Here is a 6504-nt window from a genome sequence, read left to right on the forward strand (position 1 = left end):
TCGCGCCTGCTGGACCCCTGATCAGCCCGGCTGCGCCACCCCGACCCGCTTCGCCGGACTGACTAGGGACGTCCCGTCAGCCCCATCCGGGGGGTCAAAGTTCGACGCCGATCCAGGGTCAATGTTCAACGCTGTTTGACAGGACGCACCGACGACACGTGTCGGCGTGCCAGGATCGTGCTGGGTGCGATCTTCGATGAGGCGATCCGTCGGCGACTTGCCCACGCTAATCCCGTCCGCTCGCTTAGGAGCCGGCGGAAAACACGGCGCGCAGAGATCCGTGAGGTCGAGGAGACGATCCGCATTCCAGAACGCGAGGTCGTTAGGGCGATGCTCGCCGCAGCCGCTGATACCGAGGCTCTGTTTCTGATCGCTCGTGAGCGAAGCGGAGACGGGGCCCGTGTCGTTGAGGTGCGGCGGGTCTCGACCGAGCATCCGATCCGGCAGGCGCGTGCCTTCCGCGCGCGGCACTCAGGGGTCGCTGTGGAGACTTTCCGCCCAACACCATGGCTCCGGCCATTCCTGGCCACGATGGCTCTTGCCGGCCTGCGCATCGGTGAGGCGCGCGGCCTGTCCTGGGCCAACGTCGAGCCTGAGCACATTCAGGTCCGAGAAGGAGTCGACCGCTATAATGTTCGAAACACCGTGAAGACGGCGGCGGCTCTGCGTAGCGTGCCGATCGGCCCACAGCTCGCAACGATCCTGGCGAACTGGCGAGCTAGGATGGCAGGGGAGGGCGATCTGGTGTTCCCGTCGGAGACCGGAACACCGATCGGCTACCCAAACATCGTGAACCGGCAGCTCGGCCCCCTACAGATCGCTCTCGGGATCATAGCGGCTGACGGCTCGCCGCGCTGGACGGCGCACAGCTTCCGGCACTTCGCCGTATCGCTCTGGATCGACGAGGGAGCGAAGATCGGGCAGGTCTCGGAATGGGCAGGGCATGAGTCGCCTGAGTTCACGCAACGGGTCTATGGACACCTGTTCAAGTCTGGCCGGACGGACCGCCGGGCGGTCACTGCAGGCGAGCTTTCTGTGCTCGGCGCGGTTGAACCAGCAACACCAACGCAACACGGCAACGACAACTCGCTTAAAAACGGCGCATCAGCAATAGCTTAATCGACCGCAGCAGCCGCCTTCTAAGCGGCAGGTCGTTGGTTCGAGCCCAACCGGGGTCGCCAAGCATTACAATGACTTGGCTCGCTTTGATATCGGTCGTTCCGACAAGCCGGCGGCTCCTCATTCCGACAAATCCTCTCGATTTGTTCGGGTGAGGCGGCGCTTTCTCGCGTCCCGGCGATGATCTGGCGCTCGGTCCTTTTTACGTAGCGGGGCAGGGTTCGGGCGTTTTTGTGCCGGCTGATGGCGCGGATCTGGGCGTCGGTGAGTTCCGCATCACCGAGTTCGGTCATGCCACCGTGCCGCCAAGAGCGGAAAGAGAAATCGAGAGGCTGTAATCCAATGGCTCAGGCCGACCGCCGAGCTTTCCGGCCGCACGTTTACGCTCGACTTTTTCGCTGACGAATCGATGCTCGCGAGCGACCTGATCGTTGCTCCAATTGCCCTCACTTAGGGTCCAATCGGCCAGCACGATTGCCTTCAGAGCGGCCCAGCGCTTGGGCGTCGTGCCGAAGCTCACCGGCCGGTCGGCGACCTACGACATGCTGGCGCGCATCCCGCGAGGATAAGCGACAGAGTGCGGGTGTCGAGGTTAGAACGGGTAGGCCGTCACCAGCAGTCGGCGGTCGTCGCCGGTCGGCCTGAACCAGACCGATCGCGTCCGCCACGTCGAGTCTTCCAGCAGCGTCATCGGGCCCTCGCCGGGCACTCAGGCCGCGCGCAGAACGTCGGGGCGCAGGGTGGTGTCGCCAACCACCGGCCGAGCGAACTCCACTTTGTAGGCCTTCCACCGTCGTAGACCATGACGATGGTCCCGCGAGACCCGGCCAGCATGCGCTGACCATTGTCGGTCTCCACGTTGCGCACGATCTCAACCACGCTCAACTCGGGGAAGGGGAAGAGGAGCGATCCGGTCGGCGCTTTGCGCAGGGTGTACATCGTCTCGACGGACGTGCCGCCGACAATGGCGCTCGCTTGCAGAATCCGCAACCGAATGGCCGGTACCGATTGCAGCACGTGCAAGCCATCGACGCCGGTCGCTTAGTGATATGGGGGCCCAGGCCATCGCCTCGGTTGTCGACCTTCGCTCTGACGGCTACAGCCCGCCCATGCCTGACAAGCTCAACGCCCTCCTCGAACGCCTGAAGGCGCACCAGCGCACGCTCATCCTGGCGATGGCCGAGTACGATGGGCTGCCGGCCGGGAGCGCGCTGCGCCAAGTCGCCGAGCTGGAGAACGTCATTGCCGCGGTCGAGGCGGTCGCAGCGGAAGAGACGGATCGAGCCCGGCGGGCGTGAACATCGCCGACTCGAATGACAACGGCGCAGCAACCAGGAGGGTCACTGCGCCGCTGGATCGGGCCGCCTGAGGGGGCGGAGGGCGGCCTCGAGGAAACGGGTACGCCCGATCCGACCGCTGAGAGGTGCGCGCCGGCACATCCAAACGCCTGTGGCTCGGATGCGACGGTGCTCGACGACCGCCTGTGGACGGCGTGGAATGCCCCTGATCGGTCAAGATTCGAGGGCGTGCATGATGCACCCATCCGATCCGGCTTGCCTCATGTTCGCCCGACCTCACGCCTTCGCCCTCTATCATCGCGAGCGCCTCGCCGTGCTCCTGTCCTCGGCATTGTTCCTGGCCGGTGCGCTCCCGTTGCTCTGGGCAGTGAGCTGACCCTCTAGGCGCACAAGAAAATACCTCGCCCCCCGTTCGTGGACGCGACCTGATGATTGGTCAGGCGGTGTCATTCGGTGACGTGCTCCGGCGCTTCGAACCCGGCGGGCGAGGGGTCGTGTTCGGCCAGAGCATTGTGCCGTTTGGCCACCGTTGGATCGACCCGACCTCGCCCTTGGGATCGTCTGGTAGCAGGCCTGCACCGGACGAGTTTGACCCGGCGGCATAGAAGTACCAGTCTCCTCATTTAGCGGGGCTCATAAGCGATATAGCTACGTTTATCGCTCCGTATAAAACAATACGGAGGAAACTACGTGGACCGGCACAGCTTTGACCAGAGCAACATCACGTGGCGCACCCTTGATTGGCTCGATCACATCGCCTTCTTCGTCTACAAAGTCGATGAGGAGAACCGGATCGTCGATGTGCTCTTCAAGTTCGCTGCCAACCAGCGGGTGATGCTGCACCGGCATCACTGCCCTTACGTCACCCTGGTCATGCAGGGCGAATTGCGGTTCTACCGCCCGAACGGTCAGCTAAAGGAAATCCGCCCCACCGGCAGCTTTGTCTCCGGGCCCGCCCATGGCGAACCTCACGAGGAGGGCGGGGGCGATCAGGATGCGATCGTCTTCTTCAGCAACCGCAACATCGAAGACGCGCTCTACGAGTTCCTCGATAAGGACGGGAACACGACCCAGGTGTTGGGGATCGCCGACTTCAAGGCGCAGCTTGAGGCGCAGATCGCGGACGGGACAGCCGCGAAGGTCGCCGGTCGCCCCGTCTGATGGAAAGCGCCCCGCAGTTTTGCGGCTGCGGGGCTGAACCCTATCAATTCACATGCGGGAGCGGCGCATGTGATGACGCCGGTGACGGGTCATGTGTCGCCGTCCCATCATGCCGGTCTGGCCACCCATCCGCTTCTGAGACGAGCTCTTCACGCTGCCAGGGTTGTTCATGTTGCCTTCGGCGCTACCACCGCCAGCAGGCGTCTGCGCCATCGCTGCTCCTGCCATCGCGACAGAGAGCGCGGCAGCGAGAGCGATTGTCTTGATCGACATGGACATTCCTCCGGGCCGATCGGCTTGATCAGCCCATGAGCAAACATCCCCACGGTCGGTATCGTTCAGGCTCCCACCATGATTGAAGTTACAAATCCTGACGGCGTCGCAACCGCAGCGCCAAGATCAGCGCGCCAGGCCAGAACGCGAGGCTCAGCACCGCGATCGGCATGATCGGGCGGCCCTTCCACCACACGATGATCACCGGCACGAACAGGCCAAGGGTCGCGATGGTGAGGAGCGCCCAGAATTCGAGGTCGGACAGGTCCATCGAGGGTACGTAGGGGCATTCTACCGCTCAGCTTCTTCACTCCTGGTGGCACAGTGCCGCTACCATGCCGACCGCTTCGGCCGAGCGCAGGGGCGATATGAGGGCTGTGGTCGCCCGCACGGACGGATGGTCTACCATCTCGGCGACGGGCGCTGGTGGGACGCTGAAGGCCGGCTGCTTGCGCGATGGGTGGGGGCGCCGGATCCAGGGCAGGTCTGGTACCGATAGTCTCGGCCGCGCTCGCCGGACCCATGTCGTGCTGGCCGCCGCCCACCGCGATCACGACACCTCGATCAACGCGGATGCCAACCCCGTGGCGTTCTGCCAGCGCTGCCACATGATCTACGACCGAGGCGAGCATCAGCGCCGTAGATGGCGGACGCTGATCCGGCGGAGAGCGATGGGCGGTTTGTTCGGCGGTCCCTACGTCTGAAGGCGATGAGCATGTTGCTGTTGATCGATTGACTACGTAGCTCGCCGAGGCCGAAGATCCGGCATATACGTAGATTGCATTAGCTGCCTCAATCCGCCCCGATTTGAGAACGGTTAATGCGCCGTTAACCACTGCGGATGCTGGTTCTCTGGATCTGAAGGAGCCCGATCCATGATCTCGACCGGTCTGATGTTCGTGATCGGCGCAGCGCTCACGGCCGCTGCAGCAGGTGCTGTCAGCGCCCCGGACGTTCGAAGCCGATAGCTGCTGCTTCCAGTCATATCGCAGGGTGTGACGGCCCAGCGACAGCTCTGATTTCTTGCCATGCGGCGTCTCCCCGGTCCTCGAACCGGCACAGTTCAGCTGACACACTGACCGGATCGAACGCCGTCTCCGGTTCTTGCGATGCTTGCGACCGCCCGCTCCTTTTTCCGGCATAACCGCGAGGGCGGCGCAGTGCTGGGGTCCTCCGCTCTGTTCATGACCGGGGCCATGACGCTGATCTGGCTGCTCGGCTGAACCAGCATCACTTCGGGTCGACGCTCACGTTGCGGCTGAGAACCCAACCGTGCTCGCATGGACCCGTATACTGTTGCTCGACGGGCACGAGGATGGTGGTCCGGCAGCCGAGCAGCGCAGAGCCGTAGACGACGCCCAACCACAGTCCGAGCTTCTCGCAGACTACGACCATGTCGCCGTCGTGCAGGCGCCCGATCTCGCGGAACGGCGTTTCGCCGGGACCGCTTTGGACCGCGAGGAAACTATCCGGCTCCGGTCCGACCTCGACGATATGGCCCTTCTCAGGACAGGCATCGTCCCCGATCGCCCCGTGCATCAGGATCGGCACGTTCAGCGGTGCAGTATCAGCCGAGGCTGTGCAGGGCAGCATGAGCGCGAGAAGCAGCGCAAGCCGCGATACGATCGATGGCATGAGGGCGTCGAGCTGTCGGATGTTTGGGAGGGTCGGCAACTCGACCGCCCTGCTGGGCGAGAGGATGAACAACGCGTCTGAGGATGAGGGGATCCGGGCCGTGAGCCGGCGCTTGCGGTGTCCAGTTCCCCCGCCGCACCGCCCCTGACGCGACTGCCCGGCCAAGGCTTCACGGGCTCTCTACGGGGAACTGGCCCGGAGAGCGCCTGTCGTCACGTGCTGGCCCGCCGCACGCCTTGCGGTGTCGCGGACACCTTGGGCTTGCAGGCGGGAAGAGACGAGCCTGTGCCAAGCGTAGGAGGTGCTGTCGCCGTCAGCTCACCGGCGGCTGAGGGCGGTCCATTGCGTCACGACCGACTCGTCGGCCGGCATGTAGGCGTCGACGATGGCGCCCTTACGACTCACGACGCAGATCATCGCCGCTTCCCGCACCTCGTACATCATCGGCCGCTCGTAGGTGATGCGGAACAGCACCGGAGCGAAGTAGTCGCCTTTCTTGTCGGTCCTGTCCGCGCCCGCCGAGACGGCCTCAACCTGCTTCATGCCGGCCTTTCCGGCCTCGCTCATGACGGTAGCCCGGCAGGTATCCACCGTGCGGTTGCGGCCCGGCACCTCGGGCAGCGGCTGTCCTATGGTCTGCAGGGCGGCGGAAGTGCCCTTCACCAAGCCGGTGCCGGGTACCATCGACAGGATGGTCTGTTCGCCGGCCGCGGCCGAGGCAGGTCCGATCGGCGCGATCTGCCAGGGCATCTGCCATGTGGCGGCCGAACTGTCCGGTGTGGCGGTTGCATCCTGCGCCAGCGCAGGGCCGGCCAGGACGGAGACGAGGGTAGCGCAGCAGATCGAACGGAGAAACATCACGGCTTTCCTTCTTCGCAGGGGTGAACGAGGGGCCGCGGCATCGCACTAATCCGTCGGCGCAAGGGCTGATGGCAGCGTCCAGGGTGCGGACGGCGCAGGAGCGGGTGATGGGACGGCCGAGCGCTCAGGTCGTGCTCGGTGCAGGGAGGCGTGCGCG

At 64.6% G+C, this 6504-nt stretch carries 8 protein-coding genes and 1 pseudogene; 4 read left to right on the top strand and 5 right to left on the bottom strand.

The features are described 5' to 3' along the window. Positions 1-177 precede the first annotated feature (177 nt). Positions 178-1119: a tyrosine-type recombinase/integrase gene (locus MKL20_RS00940; protein WP_244035096.1), complete on the top strand. Its 942-nt coding sequence runs from the start codon at positions 178-180 to the stop codon at positions 1117-1119. Between the two features lie 289 nt (positions 1120-1408). On the opposite strand, the gene MKL20_RS00945 is transcribed toward MKL20_RS00940, so the two are convergent. Then, the gene (locus tag MKL20_RS00945; RefSeq protein WP_244035097.1) at positions 1409-1639 is read right to left on the bottom strand and encodes a hypothetical protein; all 231 of its coding nucleotides are present in this window, start codon (positions 1637-1639) and stop codon (positions 1409-1411) included. Between the two features lie 589 nt (positions 1640-2228). On the opposite strand from MKL20_RS00945, the gene MKL20_RS00950 reads away from it, so the two are divergent. Both MKL20_RS00950 and MKL20_RS00955 read left to right on the top strand, forming a co-directional pair. Beyond that, a complete protein-coding gene (locus tag MKL20_RS00950; protein ID WP_243962929.1) occupies positions 2229-2417 on the top strand; it encodes a hypothetical protein in 189 nt (62 codons plus the stop codon). A gap of 690 nt (positions 2418-3107) precedes the next feature. Next, the gene (locus tag MKL20_RS00955; protein ID WP_243962930.1) at positions 3108-3578 is read left to right on the top strand and encodes a regulator; all 471 of its coding nucleotides are present in this window, start codon (positions 3108-3110) and stop codon (positions 3576-3578) included. Between the two features lie 48 nt (positions 3579-3626). On the opposite strand, the gene MKL20_RS00960 is transcribed toward MKL20_RS00955, so the two are convergent. Both MKL20_RS00960 and MKL20_RS00965 read right to left on the bottom strand, forming a co-directional pair. After that, positions 3627-3851 carry a hypothetical protein gene (locus MKL20_RS00960; RefSeq protein ID WP_244035098.1) on the bottom strand — a complete coding sequence of 75 codons (225 nt, stop codon included), beginning with the start codon at positions 3849-3851 and terminating at the stop codon, positions 3627-3629. 88 nt (positions 3852-3939) lie between these two features. After that, positions 3940-4122, bottom strand: a complete 183-nt coding sequence (locus MKL20_RS00965) for a hypothetical protein (protein ID WP_243962935.1) — start codon at positions 4120-4122, stop codon at positions 3940-3942. A 42-nt stretch (positions 4123-4164) separates the two neighbouring features. Here MKL20_RS00965 and MKL20_RS00970 point away from each other — a divergent pair. Beyond that, positions 4165-4555, top strand: a pseudogene (locus tag MKL20_RS00970) (hypothetical protein). A gap of 526 nt (positions 4556-5081) precedes the next feature. Here MKL20_RS00970 and MKL20_RS00975 read toward each other — a convergent pair. Continuing rightward, positions 5082-5486: an integron gene (locus MKL20_RS00975; RefSeq protein ID WP_244035099.1), complete on the bottom strand. Its 405-nt coding sequence runs from the start codon at positions 5484-5486 to the stop codon at positions 5082-5084. Positions 5487-5804: 318 nt separating this feature from the next. Further along, on the bottom strand, positions 5805-6344 hold the full coding sequence (locus MKL20_RS00980) for a hypothetical protein (RefSeq protein ID WP_243962933.1): 540 nt from the start codon (positions 6342-6344) through the stop codon (positions 5805-5807). Between the last annotated feature and the right edge of the window lie 160 nt (positions 6345-6504).

Origin of the sequence: Methylobacterium sp. E-066, assembly GCF_022829635.1 — a bacterium.
Taxonomy (GTDB): domain Bacteria; phylum Pseudomonadota; class Alphaproteobacteria; order Rhizobiales; family Beijerinckiaceae; genus Methylobacterium.